We start from the raw sequence: 24381 nt of genomic DNA on the forward strand, positions 1-24381 counted from the left end.
GATTGTCTTTACTTTTACCTTTATTCACATTTCTTTTAGAGGCTTTTTTTAATATAAAACTCAAAGAACTCATTTGGGATAAGGTCAAAAAAATAACCCCGCGTAAGTTAAACTTACACGGGATTTTCTCGTCTGAATATTCAAATGAAAAGTCAAATTATAACTTATTAAGATGGTCTACATGTGAATTGGCAATCCTAATAATCCTTCAGCTGCATCCATTACAACTTCTGATAATGTTGGGTGGCCATGAATTGTTAAAGCGATGTCTTCTGCGTTCATGCCTGCTTCGATCGCTAACCCAACCTCAGCCATAACGTCTGAAGCAGAGATACCAACCATTTGCGCGCCAACTAATACGTCATCTTCTTTAGTCGCTACTAAGCGGATGAAACCTTGGCCAGCGTTTAATGATAATGCACGACCGTTACCCGCTAGTGGGAATTTCACAGTTTTCACGTCTAAACCTTGATCTTTAGCTTCTTTTTCAGTTAAACCGTAAGAAGCTAATTCAGGTGTAGTGTAAGCTACAGATGGCATCACTTTGTAGTCGATAGCTGCTGGTTTACCAGAGATCGCTTCTGCAGCAATCTTACCTTCGTAAGATGCTTTATGCGCTAAAGCAGCACCAGGTGTGATATCACCGATTGCGAAGAAGTTTTTCACTGAAGTGCGGCCTTGATTATCAACTTTGACTAAACCACGTTCTGTTAATTCAACCCCAATTGCTTCTAACCCTAAGTCTGCTGTATTCGCACGACGGCCAACAGATACCAATACGTAGTCAGCAGTGATTTCTTTAGCTTCACCTTTAACTTCGTACTTAACTGTTACTGAGTCACCGTTGTCTACGGCTTCTTTCGCCATCGCGTTGACAGTTGTTTCGATACCGATGTTCTTCATTTCTTTTTCTACAACTTTTACCATATCTTTTTCAAATGTTGGTAATAATTGGGGAGAACCTTCTAAGATTGTTACCTTAGAACCTAGGTTAGCGTAAGCCATACCTAATTCAGAACCGATAACCCCGCCACCGATAACAACTAAGCTTTCAGGAACTTCTTCAAAGTTTAAAGCACCTGTTGAATCTACAACACGGCCACCAAATTTGAATCCTGGGATTTGGATTGGTGTAGAACCTGTTGCAACGATTGCGTTGTTGAATGAGTATAATTGGTGAGAATCATCATCACCCATTACAGTAAATTCATTTTCGTTGTTGAAGTAAGCTTCACCACGGATGATTTCAACTTTATTCTTTTTAAGTAACATTTCAACACCAGAAGTTAACGTATTTACTACTGTATTGTTCTTCCAGTCCTGTGTTTGCGCGAAGTCTAATTTAACGTCACCAGAAGTTACACCAAAGGCAGCGTCGCCGCCTTTAGCGTTATGATAAGCATGACCAGCTTGGATCAAGGCTTTTGAAGGAATACAACCTACGTTCAAGCAAACCCCACCGATAAACTCGCGTTCAACGATTGCTACTTTTTGTCCTAATTGTGCAGCGCGGATGGCAGCTACATAGCCACCAGGTCCAGCACCGATAACAACTGTGTCTAATTCAATTGCAAATGCGCCTACTACCATTCTATAATCATCCTTCCATCAATAATAATTCAGGGTCAGCCATTAAACGAGCGATTTCGTTCAGCGCTTTTTGACCAGTTGCACCGTCTACGATACGGTGGTCAAATGTTAATGATAATTTCAATACGCGACCCGCAACAACTTCACCATCAGCATTTACAACAGGTTCAGACTTGATAGCACCAAATCCTAGGATAGCTGTTTCTGGGTAGTTTAAGATCGGTGTAAAGAATTCTCCACCAACAGAACCGATGTTAGAAATAGAAACTGTACCGTCAGCCATCTCTGGGCCTTTTAATTCGCCAGAATGTGCTTTAGCTGCATTTTCATTGATGATATCAGCGATATCGAACATTGAACGAGTATCTGCATTCTTAATGTTTGGCACATATAGGCCCGCATCAGTATCAGTTGCAATACCAATGTTGTAGTAATGTTTGTATACAAATTCTTGTGTAGCATCATCAATAGAAGCATTTAATTGAGGATATTTCTTAACAGCTGCTACTAAAGCTTTCACAGCATAAGGTAAGAAGGTCAATTTAGTACCACGTTCAGCTGCAATATCTTTGAATTTCTTACGGTGATCCCATAATTGAGAAACTTCCACATCTTTGAACAATGTAACCATTGGCGCTGTGTGGTTAGCTGTATCCATTGCTTTAGCGATTGCTTTACGCATTGGTGTCATCTTGATACGTTCTACGCGGTCTGAGTTGTCAGCAAGTGTGGCAGCTTTCTTAGCTGGTTTAGCTGGTTTAGCTGCTGGTGCTTCTGTTGTCGCTGCTACTTGAGCAGTTTCAGTAGCAGGTGCTTCAGGTGCAACAGTTGTTGCGCCGTTAAAGTTGGCAACATCTTCACGTAAGACACGACCATTTTTACCAGTACCAGCAACAGCTGTAATGTCAACACCTTGCTCACGAGCAAATTGACGTACAGAAGGCATTGCTAATACGCGTTTGTTAGGATCTGAAGCAACTGGTACGTTACCAGCTGATGCGTTTGTAGACACGCCAGCTGCTGGATCTGCCGCTTTAGTTTCTTGTGCAGGTGATTCTGGAGTAGAAACTGGTGCTGATGCTTCTGAGTTATGACCAGGTGCATCAATTTCAGCTAATACATCACCAACGTTAGCAACTGTTCCAGCTTCCACTAAGATACGAACGATCTTACCTGTTACAGGAGAAGCTACTTCTTCAACTGATTTATCGTTTTGGATTTCAACTAACGAATCTTCTTCATTTACGTCGTCGCCTTCAGCAACCAACCAAGAAACGATTTCACCTTCAGCCATACCTTCACCTACGTCTGGTAAAGTGAATTGGTATACGCCGCCACCTGTTGCAGGTGCAGCTGGTGCTTCCGCTGCTGGTGCAGGTGCTGCAGCTTTTTCTGCAGGCGCTGATGCAGCTGCGTTGTCTTCTAATCCTTCACCTTCAAAAGTGATTAATGGTGTACCAACAATGGCAACATCACCTTCACTGTAATGTAATTCAGTTACCTTACCTGTAACTGGTGAGTAAATTTCTTCTACTGATTTATCATTTTGGATTTCAACGATTGGATCTTCTTCGTTGACTTGGTCGCCTACAGCTACTAGCCATGAAACGATTTCGCCTTCCGCCATACCTTCGCCGACATCTGGTAAATTAAATACAAAGGCCATATTTGTTATTCATCCCTTCTAATTAGAGCTTAAAGTTTATATTTTAACAAGTAATAAAGGGGGCTGTGACATCAATGTCACGCCCCTAATTACTATTTACCTGTAATTTCGTTAGCAGCCGCAACAATATCAGTTGCATTTGGCAACCAAGCATTTTCAGCCATACCAAATGGGAATACTGTATCTGGCGCAGCGACAACTTTAATTGGTTCTTCTAGAGACAAAATGCTACGCTGAGAAATTTCTGAAGCCACCTTATCCGCAACACCCGCTTGACGTTGTGCTTCTTGTACGATTACTACGCGACCAGTTTTTTCAACTGATTTTGTAATTGTTGCCATATCTAATGGCGAAACTGTACGTAAGTCAACGATTTCAGCAGAAACACCATTTTTAGCTAATTCTTCAGCCGCTTTGATTGCTTCACGAACCATGTAGCCATAAGCAATGATTGTTACATCAGAACCTTCTTGAACAACGTTTGCTTTACCAATTTCAAGTGTATATTGTTCTTCAGGTACTTCTTCACGGAATGAACGGTAAAGTTTCATGTGCTCTAAGAATAATACTGGGTCGTTATCACGAATTGCAGCAGTTAATAAACCTTTAGCATCACTTGGGCTAGATGGAATAACAACTTTCAAACCAGGCGTTTGTGCCATTAAACCTTCTAATGAGTCCGCATGCATTTCTGGTGTATGCACACCACCACCAAATGGTGAACGGATAGTGATAGGTAAGTTACGAGTTTGGCCCATGCGGAATCGTGTACGGTTCATTTGACCAGCAATTGAGTCAAATACTTCAAATACGAAACCAAAGAATTGGATTTCCATTACTGGACGGAAACCGTGTAATGCCATACCAATTGCCATACCACCGATAGCTGATTCAGATAATGGCGTATCGCTTAAACGTTCTTCGCCATATTTGTCGAATAAACCCTTAGTCGCACGGAAAACACCACCGTTTTTACCAACGTCTTCACCAAAAATATATACTTTTTCATCGCGAGCCATTTCTTGGTCTAGCGCTTCAGTAATCGCTTCGATCATTGTTAAGTTAGCCATAATTATTTAGCCTCCTTTGCTGAATATGCTTCAATTTGTTCTTGAATATTTTGTCCAGGCACTTCGAACATGTTTTCTAAGAATTGCGTAACTGTTTGTTTAGGTGCCATGTCAGCTTCTTTCGCAGCTTCTTTGATTTCTTCACGAACTTGTTCTACATATTCATTTTCGATTTCTTCAGACCATAGGCCTTTTCCTTCTAAGAATGCACGCATACGGATTAAGGGTTCACGTTTAGTCCAGCTGTCAATGTCTTCTTGCGTACGGTAGATCTTAGGATCATCACCTGAAGTAGAATGCGCGCCTAAACGGTTTGTAACTGTTTCAATTAAAACAGGACCGTTACCAGCTAATGCCCATTCACGTGCTTGTTTAGATACAGCGTAAACTGCTAAAGCATCGTTACCGTCTACTTGAATACCTGGGATACCTACAGATACAGCTTTTTGTGCTAAAGTTTCAGCAGCTGTTTGTTTGTAACGAGGTGTTGAAATTGCAAAACCGTTGTTTTGAATAAAGAATACGACTGGTGCCTTATAACGAGAAGCATAGTTCATACCTTCGTATACATCACCTTGAGATGAACCACCGTCACCTGTATATGTAAATGTTACAGCTTTGTCACCATTTAATTTTTGTGCACGAGCAGACCCCATCGCTTGGATGTATTGTGCACCAATGATAATTTGTGGTGGCATTGCATTTAGATCAGCCGGGTAGTTGTTACCTTCAACATGTCCCCGAGACCATAAGAATGCTTGAGAGATTTTTAAACCGTGAGCGATTAATTGAGGGATATCACGATATCCTGGGAACAACCAGTCATCTTTTGTAAATGCATAAGAACTTGCCATTTGAGAAGCTTCTTGACCTAAAGTAGGCGCGTAGAAACCTAAACGACCTTGTTTTGCCAATGCCATTGAGCGTTCATGAAGTGTACGTGAGAAAACCATACGTTTCATTAACTCAACTAATTCTTCATCTGATAAATCAGGCATGATGTCAGGGTTAACAACATTGCCATCTTCATCTAAAATTTGAACCATTTGAAATTGAGCACTGATAGCATCTAGCTGCGCTTCATAATCCACTGGTAATTTAGCCATTTGTAACACATTCCTCTCTTTTATAAAAATTTCACATACTATCGTTAAGCTGTGTTATTTTGTTTACCTTACTGATTTACCTTATCAAATCATGTGAGCCTTTTCAATCTTTTTGCAGTTTTTGCAATAAAATCTATTATAATACAGAAACCACAATTAGAAAACCCTTCCATTGTTAATTTTATAGTAAACTTAATCTTTTACCACAACCAAGCCATTTTCGATTAAATAGAAATAGATTGTTTTATAAGTGTTTCTTAAACTGTACTAGTAATATTTGAACTTCTGTTTCACCTAGTGAATTAGTTTACATAGTATAGTTTTTTTGCATTCAAAGTCTTTTTATGAGAAAATATACCAGTTATGATAGAAGAAAAGGAGTTGTTCAGATGATTACTATGGAAGACATTATTCGTGAAGGACATCCTACCTTACGGAAGAAAGCTGAAAAAATTACTTTCCCAGTTTCTGAGGAAATTCGTCAGTTAGCTGATGATATGATGGAATTTTTACGCAATAGCCAGGATGAAGAATTAGCTGAAAAATATGGTTTACGTGGTGGTGTTGGGATTGCTGCGCCACAATTAGATGTATCTATTCAAATGACTGCCCTATTAGTGCCAGACTTGATGGATCCAGAAAATGCCGAGCCATTATTAAACGGTGTATTCTTAAACCCACGCGTTGTCAGCCATTCTGTTGAAGGTGTTTGTCTTCGTGAAGGTGAAGGTTGTTTATCTGTTGACCGCGACGTACCAGGTTATGTCCCTCGTCACGCCCGCATCACAGTTACTTATAACGATATTGACGGTAACGAATATAAGAAACGTTTCTCTGGCTACCCAGCCATCGTATTGCAACATGAAATTGACCATTTAAATGGGATCATGTTCTACGACCACATCAGTGAAGAAACACCATTCGCCCTTGACGAGCATACCCACTTGTTGGGCGACGAATAATTTAAGATTAATTACTTATATATGACGAATTTACAATTTAAGTGCAACAACAATAATAAAATAAAAAAAGATCCATAGTTTTCCTATAAAATAGATGTACTAACCAACTATTAGAAGGAGAAAGCTATGAATCCATACACACATCTTACCATGAACGAGCGAGAAACAATATTCCTAATGTATGAACAAGGCGAAACTATCGGGCATATATCCGAGACCCTGGACCGTTCTAAATCGACTATCTCAAGAGAATTACATCGTAATTCAAACAAGGATGGCAGTTATTCACCGTCAACTGCTCATGGAGAGTATAAACGTAGAAAACAACTATGTGGCAGGCATCGCACGCTAGATAAAGACTCTATTTTCCAGTTGGTCAAACGACTATTTCTCAACGAACAATGGTCTCCAGAACAAATTTCTGGTCGTTTGAACCTTGAAAATGCCAAAAATAAAATCAGTTATAATACTATCTATCGTGCAATTTATCGTGGCGACTTCGATGAGCCTGGTTTATCAACCGGTAATCGAGGCGCTATCCGTAAATTAAGACACAGAGGTAAAACACGCCATTCTAAAAATCACGTAGAGAGAAGAGGAAAGATCCCTATCTCCAATACGATTCATGAACGACCTGATAGCGCTAATGAACGAACTGAGATTGGTCATTGGGAAGCAGATACAGTTGCAGGTCAAACTGGTAAAGCGTGCTTAGTAACGCTAGTTGATAGAAAATCTAGGTTATTACTAATCGGTAAATCTGAGAAGAAAGCTTCTAAGCCGGTAGTTGACCAAATGATTAAATTACTACAAGGTATTGATTCTGATTTTTGTAAAACCATTACACCTGACCGTGGTAAAGAATTCAGTCAACACGCCCGATTGACTGAGGAATTAAATAATACGCAAATTTATTTTCCAGATCCTCATGCCCCTTGGCAAAGAGGATCTAATGAGAATACAAATGGACTCCTTAGAGAGTACTCACCGAAAGGTGTTGATTTGACAGATGCAACTGATGAAGAGATACAAGGTTGGGCAACGAAATTAAATACACGTCCCAAAAAATGTTTGAATTGGAAAACACCTTATGAAATCTTTTATAAAACTGTGTTGCACTTAATTTGACAATTTAAGATATAAAAAAATGATGCTGGATTTCAATTCCGGCATCATTTTTTTGAGCTATTTGAGTTCGTCTTGTATACGGGCTAACAATTCAACTGCTACACCGATTTTACTTTGTCTTTCTAAAGGTCGTTCACTATCTTTAGTGATTAAAGTCACTTGGTTGTCATCTGTATTGAAGCCAATTGTTTGGTCTGAAACGTCATTAGCGACAATCATGTCGACTCCTTTTTTCAATAATTTGTTGCGGCCATATTCAATCACCTTTTGAGTTTCAGCTGCAAAACCCACTGTATAATGGCCTTCTTTAGGCAAACTAGCTAAAATATCAGGATTTTCGGCCAATTGAATGGTCAACCCATCCTGATTAGATAGCTGGTCTTTTTTCATTTTTTGATCAGCTGGATGGGCAGATCGGTAGTCAGATACAGCGGCAGACATGATTACAATATCCTTGTCTGTGACATGTTTGTGCATGGTGTCATACAATTCTTGAGCTGATTCGACGGTGACCACTTCTATGCCGGGTAGAACAGGCAGATTTTTAGCGTGGTCAGTGCGGACTAGAGTCACTTGTCCGCCAGCAAGGGCGGCGGCATTGGCGATAGCCAAACCCATTTTGCCAGAAGAACGGTTGGTCAAGAACCGGACGGGGTCTAATTTCTCGGTAGTCCCGCCGGCTGATACCAGTAGATTATGCCCGGTTAAATCAAGAGTTTGCCCCTGCTTATCGATGGCAATAGAGACTAATAAGGCTTGGAATACGGCTTCTGGGGCTGGCATCCGGCCTTTACCCTCGTAACCTTCTGCCAGGAATCCGGTATCTGGTTCTACCACAATATGGCCGTCTAAACGGAGTTGGCTGACGTTACGTTGAGTAGCCTGGTTAGTCCACATTTTCTCGTTCATAGCGGGTACAAATAAGAGTGGCGATTTCAAGGCCAACATCATGGACAATGCTTCGTTATCCGCAATGCCATTGGCAAATTTCCCAATTGTATTGGCGGTTGCTGGCATAACGATGGCGTAGTCAGTCCAATCGGCTAAAGCGATATGGGCCACGGTATCCGGGTTGTGGACACCTTCAACTAATGGTGGATATTTGGTTAGGACTTCAAAGGTATACGGTGTGACAAATTGCTTTGCGGACGGTGTCAAGGCAACGCGCACATTAGCCCCTGCTTTAATGAGGGTACGGACAAAATCTGGGATTTTATACGCTGCGATGCCACCCGTGACAACGACTGTTAAATTTAATCCTTTAAGCATGGTCTCCTACACTTTCCAATTGACTTATTCTCTAGTTAAAATACCCACAACTGTTGCCTTCATATCCGCTACAGTCGACACACGGTTGTGGCGTACTTCAGCAGTTTGGATTTCTTTGATGGCATTTGGATAATCGCGGTTTCCTGCAGATTGAATGTTGGCTACCAATTCATCGTCAGTCGCATGTTCAACATCTTGTCCAATAGCTGTCAAAACAGCTTGCGGGAACTTGTATGGGCTAGCTGTTGACACAACAACGCTCGGTCCACTTAGGACATCTTTGGCTTTCAATTTTTGTAGACTCGCTGATGCAACACCAGTATGCGGATCCATTAAATAGTCGTATTCTTGGTATACGCGGTCAATTTCAGCTTTAGTTTGGTCCTCGTCGGCAAATTCGCCAAGGAAGGATGCAAATTTCTCGCTCACGTCAGCTGGGAATTCGTACCGCCCTTTTTCATCTAAGTCATTCATCAAGGCTGACAACTGAGCCACGTCATCTCCTAGGGCGTGGAATAACATCCGTTCGAAGTTGCTTGAAACCAAAATATCCATAGACGGTGAAATAGTTAACTTGAACTCACGGTTTTTGTCGTAAACACCTGTGTTGAAGAAGTCGTATAAGACAGTATTATCGTTAGAAGCACAAACCAATTTACCAACTGGTAGACCTAATTTTTGTGCATAGTAACCAGCTAAGATGTCCCCGAAGTTTCCTGTTGGGACCACAAAGTTGACCGGACTGCCCGCTTCAATTTCTTCATGTTTCACTAATTGGGCATATGCGTAGAAGTAGTACACCACTTGCGGAATTAAGCGCCCGATATTCATTGAGTTAGCTGATGAGAATTGGATGTTTTCTGCCGCTAAATCAGCGCGTAAAGCTTCATCGTTAAATAAGCGTTTCACTTCTGTTTGCGCATCATCAAAGTTCCCTTCAATCGCCACCACAAAGGTATTGTCCCCTTTTTGGGTTACCATTTGTTTTTCTTGAATAGTAGAAACGCCACCTTGCGGATAGAAAACAATGATCTTTGTACCTGGTACATCTGCAAATCCAGCCATTGCTGCCTTACCAGTGTCGCCTGAAGTAGCTGTCAAAATAGCAATCTCTTTGTCGTTGGCATTCATTTCTGCTGATTTTTTCATTAAATGCGGTAAGATTTGTAGCGCTAGGTCTTTAAAGGCAATCGTTGGACCGTGGAATAATTCTAAATAGTAGTCATCCCCAACTTTTGCTAATGGCGCAATTACATCCGTATCGAATTTTTCATCGTAAGCACCATCAATACAAGCTTTTAAATCTGCTTCTGAAAAGTCATCAAAAAAGATAGACATAACAAAATAAGCCAATTCTTGGTAGGTCATCTCTTTTAATTCAGACCAATCAAGGTCAATACTAGGCCATTCTGTTGGGACGTAAAGCCCGCCATCAGTTGCTAGTCCTTGAACAATGGCTTGTGAAGCTGTCACGATATTATCCTGGTTACGTGTACTTTTAAATTGCATCTTAATCCTCCTAAGCGACTCCTATTACCTTGTTGATCATTTTATCTATGTCAGTCACTCTTTATATTTGTTTTATTTTACCATAGAAGGCACATTTATAGCAGTGTAGGCTACTTTTTCTCATAATTCTCTATTAGAAAATCCATATGAATTATTGCATGTTTATAGCTTAAAATAGATTTTATTACTCATATGTGTTAACATTAATTGTGTTCCTAAATTTTTAAATTGTAGGAAACGTAAATACAAACGTATATACTCAGGAGGTATTCGAATGAAATTTACAGCTCAAAAACGTGATGGTGCTGGTACTTCAGCAGCTAAACAATTACGTAAAGAAGACTTAGTTCCGGGCGTTGTGTACGCTAGTGACTTAGATCCAATTAACATCTCATTGTCAGTTTCTGATGTAGAACAAATTCGTCGTGAATTAGGTCTTAACTCAGTATTTGATTTAGAGTTAGACGGTAAAACACATACAGTTTACGTACGTGAAATTTCACAATCAGCGTTGAAACCAACTATCTACAACATTTCTTTACAAGCGATTAAAAAAGGTCAAAAACTTGAAATGCCATTATCTATCGTTATTGTTAACGAAGATGCTTTAGCAGATAAAGAAGGTGTAGCTTCTACTACAACACTTGAAATTAACGTTGTTGCTGACCCAGCAACTGCGCCAGATTCAGTTGAAGTAGACGTTACAGGCTTAGCTATTGGTGACTCAGTAACTGCTGGTGACTTAAAACTTGCTAGCGATATTGAATTAGTAACAGATGCTGAAGAGGTTGTTGTAGCTATTTCTGCGCCAGTTGAAGAGCCAGAAGCAGTTGACCCAGATGCAGAGGTTGCAGAACCAGAATTAATCGATGAAAAAGAAGGCAAAATTGTAGAAGATACTGAAAACTAATATTTTTTCAATTCCTTTCATTACATAAGAACCGGAGTGATTTATTTCACTCTGGTTTTTTGTTTTCTTTAAAAATTAGAAAACCTTTGGCTTTTATTTTAACAAATAACTACATGCATCAAAAAACAGGGCATGATTGCTACGTCACTGCCCTGTTTTGCTCGCGGGTATTTATTTTTCAACTAGGATAATTTTCTTATTAGTTTTGATTAGTAGATAAGAGATGGCATAGCATGCGCCCCATGTCGCAAGTCCCGACATGCCGTTCATGATAGCTGAGTACACCCATGGGCTCATTCCTTCTGGTGCGTATTGCCCCCAAAAGGCTACACCGGCTAGAAAATGAACAAAGTATTCTGCAAATATGGCGATGAAAGTAGCCAATCCAACATATAGGAAAAGATTTTTTTCATGATTGTTCTTTGCTGCTTCTTGGATTTGTAGGGCAAAAATACCCGCTAATCCAGCTAAGGCAAAGGCAAATATATATTCTATAATACCTTGTACTGGTGTTAAAATACTGGCAAATCCAGAAATAAATTTAATCAGTCCTAACAAGAATCCTGACAGTAAACCAGCACGAATCCCTCTTCTAAACGCTACAATATAAATAATGGCTAGTGATATTTGTACTCCAAAACTTGGGCCAATGTCAATCGGTATCATCGATACTATAAAAGCAATTACTGCTGCAATAGCGGCCTCGATATTTTCATTTAACTTAACTGATCTCATTTCTTCTTCTCCATTCTTTTGTAGGCACAATGCAAGCTATTTTGAAATATCAACAAAGTTAATAAAAAAATCGCATCTATCACAATTGTGACAAACACGACCTCTCAATGTATTCAACGATTTAACGCATTAAATCATTCACCAACAAATGGCTATTGAACACTTCCTTACGCCAGTATAAACCGGATCAAGTTATGAGGGTCTGTTTTTAAACATCTCAGCAAAAGCTCCCCTAGTGCATACAAGTATATTATTTCTTTTAGTATATGCTTTTCTTGCACCTTTAGCAAGTGGTAACCCAAACATTTTATTTAAAGTCGCCCCTTGAGAAATCCGTGTAATTCATTACATGGATGAATCAAGTTCTAGGGCGACCGTCATTGTATTCCGTTAATTGATTTTCTATATATTCTTTAACAGTTTCTTTAGACATACTACCTACGGTTGCCATGAAATAACTAGGTGTCCATAAATGGCCACCCCATAACATTGCTTTTGTTTCTGGATAAGCTTTAAACCATAGACGTGCAGATTTCCCTTTAAGTGTTTTGACGATACTACTTGCGGCATGTTTAGGGTTGAACGAAATCAACATATGGATATGGTCAGGCATAACTTGGAGAGATTGGATGACAATATCGTGTTCATCACAAATATGCGTCAACATATCTTGCATGGCGTTTTGTTTTTCAATGGTTGTAAATATTTCCTTACGATACTTTGTTACCCAAACCAAATGGAAATTAAAATCATAGAAATTTGTCCTTGTTTTCACAATCATATGTAAACACCTATTCAACTAAATTATAGTAATTTTTATCGCTATAAACAAGTGTCATACGTATGGTATAATATATCTATAAACGCAAGGGGGTGAAAACATGTATCAAGGAATTGAGTGTAAAATCTATCCTAACGAAAAACAGCGTCAGTTAATTCATATGACCTTTGGTCATACCCGATTCATCTGGAACGAAATGTTGGCCATGTTGAATGCGCGGTACGAAAACAATCCTGACCTTCAAATGCTATCTTATAATGCGTTATCCTCTCTTATTCCACAAATGAAGAAGGAATATCCCTGGTTGCGTGAAGTTGATAGCGTAGCTGTTCAATGTAGTGTTAAACGCTTATCCGAAACTTTTGTTCGTTTTTTAAAGATTATTCAAAATACCCAAAATTCAAATCAAAGAAGAACACCAGACAGTCGTATTTAAGTACCATACGTGGCAACAACATTCGTTTTAATGATAATCAGCGGTATATCAAATTACCCAAATTAGGTTGGATAAAATGTAAGTCAAGTGTGCTTCATATTGAGAATGAACGCATAAAATCTGTCACCGTTAAATATACACCTAGTGGCGACTACTATATCTCCATTTTGGTCACAAGCGATAATCAAGCAATGCCCAAAACAGGAAATGTAGTCGGTGTCGATTTAGGTGTAAGTGATTTAGCTATTACGTCTGATGGTCAAAAATATCAAAGTCAGCGACTACATTTGTCTTATAAGAAGCAATTACATTATTGGGAAAAGCGAATGGCCCGTAGACGTTTACAAGCCAAAAAGAACGGTGTGGATTTAGTGGATGCGAAAAACTACCAGCAAGCCAAACGCCAAGTGGCCCGTATTCATCAACGTATCAAAAACATCCGCAAGGATTACATTCATAAAATCACAACCGATATGGTTAAAAGTTATGACGTTATCGTTCTAGAGGATTTAAAGACGACTAATATGATGAAAAATCATCAATTAGCCCGTTCAATCGCTGGCCAATCCTGGCGGATGTTTAGAACAATCCTAGAGGCAAAGTGCGAAATGTACGATAAGACATTTGTGGCTATTAATCCGTACAAGACAACCCAAAAATGTTCTAATTGCGGGTATGATAGCGGTAAAAAAGCGTTAAATATACGTCATTGGACTTGTATGAAGTGTAATATGCATCACGATAGAGATATCAACGCAGCTAAAAATATATTAAATATTGGCCTGGAACAGGCCTTAGTTAAATAGCTTAGACCGCTGTTTTGCTTTGAAATAAGTGGAACAAGTCATGAGTGTTCCTAGAAACACGCCATTTTAATGGCGTTGTAGTTCATAATCGTTCTGACTTAAGGTATAATAGAATTGAGCGTTGGTTCAGCACAACCACACTATTGTATTAATATCATCAATATGATATATTTTTAAGAACATATTTTTGCATTCTTTTATTTTGAGGCCTATGGGGGGAAGAAATTTGAAGCTATTTTTTTCAAATAAAGCGATCAATAAATTGCAATCATTATCACAATTTGAACATATTTGTTTAAGTGATACACAATATTTACGTCTTTCTAATGAACAGGAAGTTGACCTAGTTTTGCGGACCAATGAGACGGATTTTTCCGCCTATGACGAGGTACTAGAAACCCATATTGGCCAAGTTCCCGTAAGAAAGAATGCTTAAAATTTTTAGGCCATGACAACCGCATTGATTTCGATGACTTTAGACAAGTTTTCGTTTTAATTGTTGATGGTCAGGTAATGAACGATAATATCTACCTACAAAAAGCGTCATAATATATATTATTTTTAACCAAGCGGGCTAGGTATACTGGTCCGTTTCTTTATTGAAAAAGGAGTTATCATGTCTGAAAATCCATTCAAATCCTACTATAAAAAGTCTCGTCAAGACCGTATCGATGTCTTAGTGGACCAAGAGCATATCACTAGCGACCAAGGAGAATTTTTAAAAAACGGCCAAGGTTTACCCACTGAAATTGCTGATAATATGATTGAAAATGCCCTCTCAACCTACGGACTTCCCTATGGTTTGGCTCTAAACTTTCTAATAAACGATCAAGAAATCCACATTCCTATGGTTACTGAAGAACCTTCTGTGATTGCGGCTGCATCAAATGGTGGGAAAACGATTCAGCAAGCTGGTGGATTTAAGACACAAGTTAACCAGCGTTTGATGACTGGACAAATTGCCTTTACGGGGGTTGAAAATGATACCCAAGCCCTACGTTTTGAAAACTGGGTGAATGAAGTTGCAGATGACTTACTAGCTGTGGCCAATACTGCCTACCCTTCTATCGTTGGACGCGGTGGTGGCGCGCGGTCCATCCGTAGTCAATACTACCCAGCAACCGCTAGTAGTGCCCCTTTTTTTATTGTGTATCTAACGATAGACACTCAAGAGGCGATGGGGGCCAATATGATGAATACCATGTTGGAGGCTTTAAAGGCGCATATTCTTGGACAGGTGGATTTTATTGCGAATCTTGATGGTTTGATGGCTATTCTATCGAATTATGCAATAGAAGCTACGGCAACGGCGACTTGTGAGATTCCAGCCCAGCTATTGGATAAGGGGGAGGTTTTAGGAAGTGAAGTTGCTAGAAAAATAGCATTAGCGAGTCAGTTGGCTCAAGTGGATGTATACCGGGCAACTACTCACAACAAGGGGATTATGAACGGTGTAGATGCTTTTGTATTAGCTACAGGTAATGACTGGCGAGCAGTTGAAGCTGGTGTGCATGCCTATGCGGCCAGAGACGGACAATACCGAGGATTGGCCACTTGGTCATACGACGTTGACCGTGAAGTGCTAACTGGTGCCCTTACCCTACCTTTAGCTTTAGGTGCTGTTGGCGGGTCTATTGGTATCCATCCAACTGTTCAAGTGACCAAGTCCATACTAGGTCAAGCAGACGCTAAAACACTGATGGAAATTGCTGTATCACTTGGGTTAGCCCAAAACTTTGCAGCCGTCCGAGCCCTTGTTTCTGAAGGTATTCAAGCTGGACATATGGCACTACAAGCCAAGTCCCTAGCCATCCAAGCAGGTGCACAAGGTGACCAGGAAATTAACCAATTACTATCAGCATTAGAAAAAGCTGATCACAAAAACTTGGCGACCGCTAAAGAATTATTAAAGAAATTACGAAATGCCTAAAAAAATCGTTACCCGCTTGAAGTTCAGTTTACTTCTTGTAGGTAACGATTTTCTTTATTTATACAATCGTTTGTGGCCTTCTACCCCAGCTAATTGGAATTGCTCTTCATCTTCAGATAAGACTAATTGACTACCATCTGTTGGTAATTCTTCTTGGAAAATCAATTCGTAGTCGGCAACCGATAGTTGGACGCGGTTATCTAACATGGCTTGATGACTTTCGTCAGCTAACATGTCCTTGAAGCCTTCCACTAAAGTAATAGAGAAGAATTCACCAACTGCACCTGAACCATAAGAATACAACCCAATAGTGTCCCCAGCTTCAAGATTTTGACTTTGGTCTAACAAGGATATCAAGCTTAAATATAAAGAACCTGTATAGATGTTACCAACGCGTTTATTGTAGACGCGGCTGGCTTCAAATTGTTCTGTTAAGGCTGCTTGTTTGGCTTCATCCACTTCCGGCAATAATTGGCGTAATCCTTTTAAGCCCATTTTTGAATAGGGTAAATGGAAGGCTAAAGCTTTAAAGTCAGCTAAAGTTTTATTGGTCCGTTTTTTATATTCAGTCCACACTGTCTCTAAGTATGATAGGTACTGTTCATTAGAGAATTTACCATCTACTTTGGCATATGTAGAATAATTTGGTCGCCAAAAATCGTAAATGTCCCCAGTATAAGAAACAGCATCGTCGTTAATGACTGCAACGCGTGGGTCTTTACTGATTAGCATAGCTACTGCACCTGCCCCTTGTGTTGATTCTCCTGACGTATTCAAGCCGTATCTAGCTATGTCAGTTGCAATCACCAAGACTTTTGACTCTGGATGACGAGCGATATGGGATACCGCCGTTTGAAGACCAACAGTTGCTGCATAACATGCCTCTTTCATTTCAATAGCACGGGCAAATGGGTTAATCCCCAAAAGCTGGTGCACATGGACTGCCATTGCTTTTGATTGGTCGACACCTGATTCTGATCCCACAATAATGAAATCAATCGCTTCTTTATCTTCTGCTGTTAAAATTGGCCAAGCTGCATTAGCTGCCATTGAAACTGGATCTTGGGTTAAGGGTGCCACTGCTTGCTGGGTTTGACCTAAACCAATCGTAAACTTCGCTGGCTCAACATCTCTTGCTTCAGCCAGTTCTTCCATATCCACATAGACATGTGGTGTGAAGAAATGTAGTTTATCTATACCAATATTCATATTCGTTACTCTCCCAACATCATTTTTTATACGTATAACGTAATTTATCACCTATCATTTTATCATAGTTTCCCCTCTCTATCCGCATTTGTATCATTCTTAGGAAATTCTGAACATATTTTTTCATAAAAAAGATAGACACGACAATTTGTCATGCTTCTCCTAGATGGAAACTGTCTGGTCAATTGGTTACTATTTTAGTGACGAGGAATCAGGTATCAAAAGACTTACTTTGATACGAGGTCAGTAGCATCAAATTCCGCTACTACAGTTTTGTAAGAAATGTATGTCATTATTTATTTAAGATTACTTCATCATCAGGAATTCCACCACGTTCAACCGAATCCATACGTTCAACATTTTCTTTGATAACTGCTAATGATTTAGAACCACCATCTACATTTTTCAATAGTAAAATGGCAATAATTACATTTTTTTATAATGATATGTAAGGAGATACCTATTTATAGGCTATCACTTTAAAATTTAATCTTTTTCATGGTATAATAAGACATACCAAAAAAGTTATTTATCTGTAAGGGGGTTAAGCATATGCCAACTAGTAAGGCACAGAAAAAAAGAAACCGTAAAATACTATGGTATGTATTGTTAATCATTTTTACGATTGTACAAGGTTTTCTGATTTCAGATGATGATCAGGCTTAGTTAATTGAATATACGATAATTAAAACGTCAAAAAATGGTCTTCCTTATTTTTTGACGCTTTTTTTATGAATATCTATCGTTATCAAAATATGCAATGATATTGTGCATTTAAGAAAAATATGATTAAGTAATAATATTTTGAAGATAAGTAGTGTAACAAGGTCCTATCATTTAAAAATATTTTGCTGCTTTGTAAGAGTACCTTTCTCTTCTTAAATTCCCCCACCTCCATTCACTCATTTTCGGTCTAAATTTATATTTTCCCCTTTATTAAAAACTGCATAAAAAAATCGAGCTAGGAAAATGCCTAACTCGATATTAACGCATATACTACCCATTAAATTCTACGACTTGCCCATCATAGGCCATTAAGACTTTGTCCGCTATTCCCAAGAATAAGCCATGTTCAACAACACCGACCATTTGAATCAACTCATCAGCCAACTTGACTGCGTCTACTATTTTTTCTAAATGAAGGTCAATAATAAAGTTACCTGAATCAGTTACAAATTTAGTGCCATCTAGTGATAAACGGAATGTTGGCGCATAGTTTTTATCCTCAAATGCATAAAATAAGTGTTGACTAGCTGCTGGAATCACCTCAATTGGCAGTGGAAAGGCACCTAGTTGGTCTACTTGCTTGCTGTGGTCGCAAATCCAAATGACGCGTTTGCTGTTAACGGCGATGATTTTTTCAATTAAATGGGCACCACCGCCCCCTTTAATGCCATTTAATTGTGGATCAAATTCATCTGTGCCATCAATTGTCAGATCAATAGCTGGGACATCATTTAATGAGGCTATTGGAATGTTTAGACTGGTTGCTAATTCGGCCGACTGAATGGAGGTTGGTACACCGGTAAAGGTTAAGCCTTCCTCTTTCATCCGTCTGCCTAGTTCCGTAATCAGGTAATAGGCTGTTGAGCCTGTGCCTAATCCAACGACCATACCATCTTTAACGTATTGGGCTGCTGCAACCCCAACTAATTCTTTTTCGTTCACCATATGACTCCTTTGTCTGGCACCCTATCCTAATTGATCTGCTTGACCAAGTTGGATAAAGGCATCAGTATATAGTTTTAATAGATCTTCTAATGTATCCATTTCGATGTATTCATCGGCTTGGTGGGCCACATGTGCATCGTGTTGGAAGCTCATACCAAATGACACGCAATTTGGCATTACTTTACTATATGATACCCCACCAGAGATAATAGGTTCAATAGCATGGTCTGGGAAATGTTTGTGGAAGGTATTTAATAATAATTGATTGGCTGGTAAATTCACGTCAGATAGTATTGGCGCTGTATCAAATGATTTCACAAATGGGATATCGGCGAATTCTTTGGTGAAGGCAGCTGTCAATTCTGGTTCGGTAATATTAGTTGGGTAACGGACATCAATGGTAAAGGCAATTTGCCCATCTGCCGTTTTCTCAATAACGCCTTGGTTTAAGGTCAATGGCCCCATAATATCATGGTTACGAGCTACGTCAAATCCAGACCCATCATAAGGACGAAATAGGCGTGTCCACTTGTTGGCGAATTCATCTGAATAGGTATTGGCGATGATTTCAAAACCACGGGTGATTGCTGAGTCTCCTGCTTCTGGCGTTGAGGCGTGGGCAGAAATGCCGTAAACCGTTAGGATTGTTTGGCCGTTTTCTTCTTTGATAGCGATTGGCCATTGTTTGTTATGAGCATATGCTTCTAGACCAAGATTTAAGGTGTCAGCGATGACAAATATCGCTTCTGATGGCACTACATTTGACCCGGCCCCGCCGACGACACTTTTAATGATGGTATCTAGTTTTAAATCGCCCTTGAAGTTCCAAGTTGTGGCCCCTTTTTCCCCGATTTGTAGTGGGAATTGCCCGTCTGGTGTGATGGCGAAGTCAGGTGCCCCTTCTTTGATAACGTATTGTGGGATGTCCGTCATGTCCGATTCTTCGTCAGACCCAATCACGATACGGATGGTATTTTTTAAGGGAATTTGGTAGTCCTGTAAGATTTTAACCGCATAGTATGACAAAACAGCATTCCGTTTCATATCTGATGTGCCACGGCCGTACATACGACCGTCGATAATTTCAGCGCCAAATGGTTCTTTGGTCCAATTTGACAAGGCCCCTACAGGTACGACGTCAATATGACTAGCAACGTCCACCCGGTGGTTAGTCCCCGCATTTTGGGGTTCCATGTGAACGGTATATGGGTAAACATCCCCAACCTTCATGTCGTCACGGACAGCTAAATCATGCATAAAATCTAGTGCCTTGCGGACTTCAGGTCCATAAGGTGCATCTGCTGTAGCCGCCTCATCATCGCGAATAGATGGAATACGGACCAAACCTTGGATGTCTTCGATCATTTGTGGTATATATTGTGCGAAATCTATTCTATCTAACATGTTATTCTCCTAGTTTTTCTAAATTTTAAATTTTTTGTGTTATATAAGCGGGCTAAGTGATGAAATAACGGGCAATTAAGCCGAATATTAGCAGATGAATCGGGTAAATCCAATACAGCCATTTGGCGTTGTAACGTCCCCTTAGTCCATTGTAGTAGTAGGTCATTACAAAAGATATCGGTGCAGTCACTTCCCATAGAACGAGTACAGCTCCAGCAAATGATTGGATGAATCGTTGATCTCTGGTGATATAAAGAACACCAATTAAGATAACGCCGAACATGCCGTAATCCGTATTGAAATATTCTGCAGCGATTGCTAATAAGACGATAGGGATAATACCTAGCCAGCGGTATTTCATTATACTAGCCAGCCAGATTGATAATAGCCCCAACAACAAGGTAAAGAATACATTTTGATAGGCCAAATCAAAAAATTGCTGACTAATGGCTAGGTTAAAAGGGATTTCCGATATCAAGGCAAAAATTCCTAACCTTATAGCATATTTTTGTTTATTAGAGGTATGGAAGAAACCTTCAACCAATAGGAAACAAAATATCGGAAAAGCAATCCGCCCGATAAGCCGAAAGCTGGTATAAGCTGTATAAGCCAAGGCGTAATCAAAGGTTTCCAGTTGCCCACTATTTAATAAAGGCAGTAAAATAGCTGCACCCATGTGGTCAATAATCATGGTGACCATGGCAATCCATTTCAAGGTAGAACCCGAAAGCCCGCCCTGTTTATTTTGTGCGTTCATTGCTTGAGCCAAGCGACTACCTCCTTATTTTCACGATTTTCATGATAGTGTTATTTTATCATATTTTTTTCATTTTTCTTTATTTATCACATTGTACGGGCAAAGAAAAAGGCCGAGAAAAAATCCCGACCCCTTGTTGATATTAAAAAAGTTATTGAACACAGATTTGGTTTTTATAAATCCCTAACCTGTGTTCAGCTTCATGAAACCATTCAGGCCCAATCTTAAAAAAACTATCCTATTTTACAATCAACCCACATATTCTTGTAGTCCTTTGAAATCACGAATTCTTCCAGTGCTATCTGTCTTAACGCCCTGGCTCGCATATTGGTTCAAAGGCCATGATAGAAAAAGCAAAAGCCAACAGCTTGAATTGTACTATGCCGGTGTTTTCAAAGCACCATCTTTTGCTACGGCCTTGTTAGAACGTCGGTTTGATAAGTATTTTGAAAATTTAGACAAGATATAACATACTAGCCAATATAGGAAGGTCATGATCACAAACATTGGAATCACATATGCTGTATTTTGGTTGTAGATGATCTTCGCATTATGGGTCAATTCCGGTAAGGAAATAATTGTCGCAAGCGATGTATCCTTAATCAAGGCAATCAATTGCGACACAATCGAAGGTGCCATTGACCGCACAGCTTGGGGTAATAGAATATATATCAAGGTTTGAACACGGGTTAAACCGGTTGAAAGCCCTGCTTCTGCCTGCCCTTTTGGAATAGCATTCAATCCACCACGAATAATTTCTGAAATCATGGCTGACTCAAATATGGTCAAAGCCCCTACTGCTGCCCAGAAAATATTTAAGCGAATCCCTAATTGTGGCAAAGCAAAATAAGTAAAGAAGATAATCAATAGTAAGGGTAAGTTACGAATAATATCAATAACTAGCCCTAAAGCTTTAGATAAAATTGGAATCCCCATAAAACGAACAACCCCAAAAATACCACCTAAAATTAACGAGAATATGATAGCGTAAAACGTTACTTGAAGCGTAACCCATAGACCATCAAGTAAAAACTGGATATTCATCCATTGAAATGCACCTGCAAAATCCATCTATTACCGCTCCTTTCTAACGTACGTCCTGTTGTGCTAATCGTTTTTCAATATATGAAACTAATAAAGTTAAAGGTACTGTAATGACCAAGTACATACCTGCAATCATTGTGTAAGTCCCTAAAGTATTAAAGGTTTCACTGGCAATTAAATCACCGTAATACATTAAATCTAACCCAGCTACCATAGCTAGAATAGAAGAGTTTTTTACTAAGTTGATAAATTGGTTACCTAGTGGTGGAATCACAATTTTCACAGCTTGCGGTAAAACCACGTACTGCATCGTTTGCACGTAAGTCATCCCTTGTGAAATAGCTGCTTCTTTTTGCCCTTCAGGTACAGCATCAATCCCTGAACGCACAACATCCGCGATAAAGGCTGATGTATAAAGGGTTAAACCGATAATCCCTGATTGGAATCCGGTAATATCCATCCCATATAAAGGAATAACTACATAGAAAAACATCACAATAATCAATAAAGGGATATTACGGAAAAATTCTACATAGATATCACCAATTTTAGCTAAAACCTTATTATCTAAGGTTTGGAAAATACCCACTAAACCACCAAGAATTAAGGAAGCAATCAGAGCGATCACTGATGCAATCAAGGTATTGATAAATCCTTCAATAATTAAATCAGAATAATTTGTTAATAATTCAAACATGTGCTCAACCTCCCTACTCTGCAATTGATGACTCAGTATCGTCACCAAACCATTTTGCATATATTTCTTGATATGTACCATCAGCTACCATATCATCAATGGCTTGGTTTACTTCATTTAAGAAGGCATCTTGACCCTTGTTGATGGCAATACCGTATGGTTCATTTGTAAAGGTTGATCCAGCAATTTTGTAACCTGGATTTTGTTCCATGATCCCTAATAAAATCGCATTATCAGTAGTCATCGTGTCCCCTTGACCTGATTTTAAGGCTGTGAAGGCTTCAGCGTAGTTTTCTAACTCTAAGACATTCGCATCCGGCGCTGCTTCTTTAATTCGTTGGGCTGATGTAGACCCTTTTACCGCCAAAACGGTATGTTCACTCGTCAAGCTCTCAACACCTTCTATATCAGAATCTTCAGGTACCATCAAGGCTTGCCCAGCGTCAAAGTACACTTGACTAAAGTCAACTTGTTTTAACCGATCTTCTGTGATGGTCATGGTTGCAATCAAAGCATCTACGTTCCCGTTTTTCAGTAAAGGAATACGGGTTTTTGAGGTTACCTCGACAAATTCTGCTTCGGCATTTTCCCCACCGACACGGTTGGTAATTTCTTTCGCCATATCGATATCAAAACCTTCGATACGGTTTTCTGCAATATTATATTTCCCAAATAAGTTGGTATCGACTTTTACCCCCCAAGTGATGACCGGGTAGGCTTCACTGTCGATTCGCTCAGCAATATCCTGTTGGCTAGCAGCAGAGCTTGTACAGGCCGTAGCCAAGAAAGCAAAAGCCACTAGCGCGACAATTCGCCATAGTTTTTTCATAGTATTTCCCTCTTTTCTTAAGCGTGACTTAGTGATTAGACTATGATCTTGCTTAGGAATTGAATGGCACGTTCATCATGAGGATCTTCGAAGAACTCTTTTGATGGACGGTCTTCTAAAATTTCTCCGTCTGCCATAAAGATGGTTCTATTCGATATTTCTTTGGCAAAGCCCATCTCATGCGTTACAACAACCATAGTCATATTGTCCTCAAAAGCGATACGTTTCATTTGGTCCAATACTTCCCCAACCATTTCTGGGTCAAGAGCTGAAGTTGGTTCGTCAAATAGCATCATTTTCGGACGCATAGCTAGACCACGTGCGATGGCCACACGTTGTTTTTGCCCACCAGATAATTGACCTGGGTAAGCGTCACGTTTATCCCACATGTTTACACGTTGTAATAATCGCTCTGCTCTATCTTGGGCGTCTTTATCGCTTTTCTTCAAGACTTTTAAAGGCGCCAATGTTACATTTTCTAACACAGTCATGTGAGGATATAATTCGAAGTGTTGGAACACCATACCGCAGTCGCGGCGAATTTGACGAATGTCAGTGTTGCGGTCTGTAATGTCTTTCCCGTCAACAAATAAATGGCCTGAATCTACCTTCTCTAAAGCATTTATCGTCCGAATCAAAGTTGATTTACCAGAACCAGAAGGTCCAATCAAGGTCACAACTTCACCCTCGTCTATCTTCAGATTAATGTCTTTCAACGCGTGGAATTTACCATAATATTTTTCAACATGATCAAATGTAATCATCATAGCACCTCTTCTTATTTGATTTTTCCCTATGAATAAAATTGCAATAAACTTGAATGCAAACAGGATTTTTGCATAAAGATAAAACAATTCTAATCATTTCTTAAG

The 24381-nt window shown here is 39.5% G+C and carries 23 protein-coding genes and 1 riboswitch; of the genes, 7 read left to right on the top strand and 16 right to left on the bottom strand.

The genetic code is table 11. The features are described 5' to 3' along the window. Positions 1-177: 177 nt before the first annotated feature. The 4 genes from lpdA to pdhA form a co-directional block, all read right to left on the bottom strand. Positions 178-1590 carry a dihydrolipoyl dehydrogenase gene (lpdA, locus tag AWM76_RS07760; RefSeq protein WP_003141870.1) on the bottom strand — a complete coding sequence of 471 codons (1413 nt, stop codon included), beginning with the start codon at positions 1588-1590 and terminating at the stop codon, positions 178-180. A gap of 7 nt (positions 1591-1597) precedes the next feature. Next, positions 1598-3256 carry a 2-oxo acid dehydrogenase subunit E2 gene (locus tag AWM76_RS07765; protein WP_003141871.1) on the bottom strand — a complete coding sequence of 553 codons (1659 nt, stop codon included), beginning with the start codon at positions 3254-3256 and terminating at the stop codon, positions 1598-1600. 92 nt (positions 3257-3348) lie between these two features. Then, positions 3349-4326 (bottom strand): alpha-ketoacid dehydrogenase subunit beta, encoded by a 978-nt coding sequence (locus AWM76_RS07770; protein ID WP_003141872.1) that lies wholly within the window; start codon positions 4324-4326, stop codon positions 3349-3351. Positions 4327-4328: 2 nt separating this feature from the next. Then, positions 4329-5432: a pyruvate dehydrogenase (acetyl-transferring) E1 component subunit alpha gene (gene pdhA, locus AWM76_RS07775; protein WP_003141873.1), complete on the bottom strand. Its 1104-nt coding sequence runs from the start codon at positions 5430-5432 to the stop codon at positions 4329-4331. A gap of 389 nt (positions 5433-5821) precedes the next feature. Here pdhA and def point away from each other — a divergent pair, with 389 nt between their 5' ends. Next, a complete protein-coding gene (def, locus tag AWM76_RS07780; protein WP_039935126.1) occupies positions 5822-6394 on the top strand; it encodes a peptide deformylase in 573 nt (190 codons plus the stop codon). 126 nt (positions 6395-6520) lie between these two features. Further along, a complete protein-coding gene (locus tag AWM76_RS07785; protein ID WP_060779340.1) occupies positions 6521-7522 on the top strand; it encodes an IS30 family transposase in 1002 nt (333 codons plus the stop codon). A gap of 57 nt (positions 7523-7579) precedes the next feature. Here AWM76_RS07785 and coaBC read toward each other — a convergent pair whose 3' ends face one another. Both coaBC and thrC read right to left on the bottom strand, forming a co-directional pair. Next, a complete protein-coding gene (gene coaBC / locus AWM76_RS07790; protein ID WP_060779381.1) occupies positions 7580-8791 on the bottom strand; it encodes a bifunctional phosphopantothenoylcysteine decarboxylase/phosphopantothenate--cysteine ligase CoaBC in 1212 nt (403 codons plus the stop codon). Between the two features lie 24 nt (positions 8792-8815). Continuing rightward, the gene (thrC, locus tag AWM76_RS07795; RefSeq protein WP_003143762.1) at positions 8816-10300 is read right to left on the bottom strand and encodes a threonine synthase; all 1485 of its coding nucleotides are present in this window, start codon (positions 10298-10300) and stop codon (positions 8816-8818) included. Positions 10301-10574: 274 nt separating this feature from the next. On the opposite strand from thrC, the gene AWM76_RS07800 reads away from it, so the two are divergent. Next, on the top strand, positions 10575-11210 hold the full coding sequence (locus AWM76_RS07800; protein WP_003143761.1) for a 50S ribosomal protein L25: 636 nt from the start codon (positions 10575-10577) through the stop codon (positions 11208-11210). A 171-nt stretch (positions 11211-11381) separates the two neighbouring features. Here the strand turns inward: AWM76_RS07800 and thiT are convergent, their stop codons facing one another. Continuing rightward, the gene (thiT, locus tag AWM76_RS07805) at positions 11382-11945 is read right to left on the bottom strand and encodes an energy-coupled thiamine transporter ThiT (RefSeq protein ID WP_039936035.1); all 564 of its coding nucleotides are present in this window, start codon (positions 11943-11945) and stop codon (positions 11382-11384) included. A gap of 147 nt (positions 11946-12092) precedes the next feature. Further along, positions 12093-12189, bottom strand: a riboswitch (TPP riboswitch). Positions 12190-12303: 114 nt separating this feature from the next. Next, positions 12304-12726 carry an IS200/IS605 family transposase gene (tnpA, locus tag AWM76_RS07810; protein ID WP_060779382.1) on the bottom strand — a complete coding sequence of 141 codons (423 nt, stop codon included), beginning with the start codon at positions 12724-12726 and terminating at the stop codon, positions 12304-12306. A gap of 100 nt (positions 12727-12826) precedes the next feature. On the opposite strand from tnpA, the gene AWM76_RS11010 reads away from it, so the two are divergent. The 4 genes from AWM76_RS11010 to AWM76_RS07825 all read left to right on the top strand — a co-directional run bounded on the left by AWM76_RS11010 (position 12827) and on the right by AWM76_RS07825 (position 15898). Then, positions 12827-13162, top strand: a complete 336-nt coding sequence (locus AWM76_RS11010; RefSeq protein ID WP_235585495.1) for a helix-turn-helix domain-containing protein — start codon at positions 12827-12829, stop codon at positions 13160-13162. Continuing rightward, positions 13078-13968, top strand: a complete 891-nt coding sequence (locus AWM76_RS07815; protein ID WP_235585554.1) for a transposase — start codon at positions 13078-13080, stop codon at positions 13966-13968. Before AWM76_RS11010 ends, AWM76_RS07815 begins: the two co-directional genes overlap by 85 nt. Positions 13969-14194: 226 nt before the next feature. Next, complete coding sequence (locus AWM76_RS11015; protein WP_235585497.1) at positions 14195-14404, top strand: iron-sulfur cluster biosynthesis family protein; 210 nt, start codon at positions 14195-14197, stop codon at positions 14402-14404. A 180-nt stretch (positions 14405-14584) separates the two neighbouring features. Continuing rightward, a complete protein-coding gene (locus AWM76_RS07825) occupies positions 14585-15898 on the top strand; it encodes a hydroxymethylglutaryl-CoA reductase, degradative (protein WP_003143380.1) in 1314 nt (437 codons plus the stop codon). Between the two features lie 54 nt (positions 15899-15952). On the opposite strand, the gene AWM76_RS07830 is transcribed toward AWM76_RS07825, so the two are convergent. The 8 genes from AWM76_RS07830 to AWM76_RS07865 form a co-directional block, all read right to left on the bottom strand. Beyond that, positions 15953-17107, bottom strand: coding sequence for a hydroxymethylglutaryl-CoA synthase (locus tag AWM76_RS07830; RefSeq protein WP_039935944.1), 1155 nt, complete (start codon positions 17105-17107; stop codon positions 15953-15955). Positions 17108-18103: 996 nt separating this feature from the next. Beyond that, positions 18104-18778 carry a ribose-5-phosphate isomerase RpiA gene (gene rpiA, locus AWM76_RS07835; protein ID WP_003143382.1) on the bottom strand — a complete coding sequence of 225 codons (675 nt, stop codon included), beginning with the start codon at positions 18776-18778 and terminating at the stop codon, positions 18104-18106. Positions 18779-18799: 21 nt separating this feature from the next. Beyond that, positions 18800-20182, bottom strand: coding sequence for a Sapep family Mn(2+)-dependent dipeptidase (locus AWM76_RS07840; RefSeq protein WP_003143383.1), 1383 nt, complete (start codon positions 20180-20182; stop codon positions 18800-18802). A 52-nt stretch (positions 20183-20234) separates the two neighbouring features. Further along, on the bottom strand, positions 20235-20951 hold the full coding sequence (locus tag AWM76_RS07845) for a TraX family protein (RefSeq protein ID WP_003143384.1): 717 nt from the start codon (positions 20949-20951) through the stop codon (positions 20235-20237). Between the two features lie 366 nt (positions 20952-21317). Continuing rightward, positions 21318-22010 carry an amino acid ABC transporter permease gene (locus AWM76_RS07850; RefSeq protein WP_003143385.1) on the bottom strand — a complete coding sequence of 231 codons (693 nt, stop codon included), beginning with the start codon at positions 22008-22010 and terminating at the stop codon, positions 21318-21320. Between the two features lie 16 nt (positions 22011-22026). Next, a complete protein-coding gene (locus tag AWM76_RS07855) occupies positions 22027-22680 on the bottom strand; it encodes an amino acid ABC transporter permease (protein WP_003143386.1) in 654 nt (217 codons plus the stop codon). Positions 22681-22693: 13 nt separating this feature from the next. Then, positions 22694-23509 carry a glutamate ABC transporter substrate-binding protein gene (locus AWM76_RS07860; RefSeq protein ID WP_003143387.1) on the bottom strand — a complete coding sequence of 272 codons (816 nt, stop codon included), beginning with the start codon at positions 23507-23509 and terminating at the stop codon, positions 22694-22696. A gap of 35 nt (positions 23510-23544) precedes the next feature. Next, positions 23545-24273: an amino acid ABC transporter ATP-binding protein gene (locus AWM76_RS07865; protein WP_039935945.1), complete on the bottom strand. Its 729-nt coding sequence runs from the start codon at positions 24271-24273 to the stop codon at positions 23545-23547. Positions 24274-24381 lie beyond the last annotated feature (108 nt).

Origin of the sequence: Aerococcus viridans (assembly GCF_001543285.1) — a bacterium.
GTDB classification, from domain to species: Bacteria; Bacillota; Bacilli; order Lactobacillales; family Aerococcaceae; genus Aerococcus; species Aerococcus viridans.